This window comes from Moorena sp. (assembly GCF_982860115.1).
The window spans coordinates 1-1,300 of record NZ_CEYLVT010000470.1 but is presented as its reverse complement, the minus strand read 5'-3'; the positions used below and the strand labels follow the sequence as shown (position 1 = coordinate 1,300).

General features: G+C 40.8%; 2 protein-coding genes. Both read left to right on the top strand.

What is annotated here, in order from left to right:
* Positions 1 to 170, top strand: a 170-nt coding sequence (locus tag AC4II3_RS32740; RefSeq protein ID WP_488029701.1) for an ATP-binding protein, incomplete at its 5' end; no start/stop codon positions are given.
* Positions 171 to 635: 465 nt separating this feature from the next.
* Positions 636 to 1,082 (top strand): universal stress protein, encoded by a 447-nt coding sequence (locus AC4II3_RS32735; RefSeq protein WP_488008782.1) that lies wholly within the window; start codon positions 636 to 638, stop codon positions 1,080 to 1,082.
* The last annotated feature ends 218 nt before the right edge of the window (positions 1,083 to 1,300 follow it).

The window sequence follows — 1,300 nt, the reverse complement described above, 5'->3', positions numbered from 1 at the left end:
GAGCCTATATGCAATTTGATCGTAAACTCTACGAGCAACAAGGCTCTGGATTAGGGTTGATTATTGCCAAACTGTTGACTGAATTACATGGTGGAGAATTAAACATAACCAGTTCCCCAGGACAACAAACAATTGTCCATGTTATACTTCCAGGGAAATTATCAATTTAAGGATTAATTGTTGATTGTTGATTACTAAAGTTTAATAATTAAACTTTAATTTTTCAGGGTTCATCTATAATATCAACTATGCTGTAAGCCTATGGGCTACATATGGTGCTACTTGAGGTGCAGTTAGCGATCAGCAATAGCAAAGGGAACAGGGAATAGGGAGTAGGGAATAGGGAGTAGGGAGTAGGGCATCAAAAATTATCACAATTGATTGAGGTACTCTATAGTAACTGCTTGTGCAGCATGAAGCTATGGCGTTAGCTAACTGCTGATAGCTGATAGCTAACTGCTGATAGCTGATAGCTAACTGCTGTTCGCTTAGCGTGCGCGTAGCGCATATACTTACGTGTTAGTTTTTTGGTCAAAAGTCCGTTGTCATTTGTTATTGGTATTGAGAGTCCATAGCCTCAACACCTGCAGAAGACTCTTGTGTTATACAATACCAATGTTAGGGGACTTGATATCATGCAAAACTTTCTTGTCGCCATTGATTTTTCCGAGATCACGCCAGTAGTGATTGCCCAAGCAGAGTCTTTAGCAGCGGCAACCAAGAGCAAATTATGGCTAATCCACATTGCTGAACCTGAGCCTGATTTTGTTGGCTATCAAACTGGACCTCAGACCGAGCGAGATTATATAGCTCACAAGTTTCGCAAGGAGCATCGCCAGCTACAAACGTGGGCAGAAAATTTACGCCAAAAAGGTATTGATGCCACAGCCTTGCTGATCCAAGGACCAATAGTTGAGACAATTTTGGCAGAAGCACAGAAATTAGCAGTCGATTTAATTGTGGTCGGTTCTCATGGACACAGCGGTCTCTACAAAGCTTTAGTGGGGAGCATCAGCGAGGGAATTTTACAGAAAGCGGATTGTCCAGTGATGGTGATTCCTGGACGCCCAAAAACGGTCTAGTAGCGATTAGCAAGAGACCAGAGGGTTTCCCCCATGAGCTTGTAGGGTGGGCAAAAACAGTTTGTTTTTTTTGAGTATTCTAGATTATATTACTTTGCCCACCCTACTTTAATTGCTATTTTTTTTTATCTTATTCTTGAGTCCTCATCCTTAATCCTTAATAATAAAATTCATGCATCCAGTTGATTACATCATTGTTACTATTTACCTGATTTGCA

Bases quoted from the DNA above. Each gene is read 5' to 3' on its own strand.
- AC4II3_RS32735 (WP_488008782.1), top strand. From the start codon at position 636: ATGCAAAACTTTCTTGTCGCCATTGATTTTTCCGAGATCACGCCAGTA.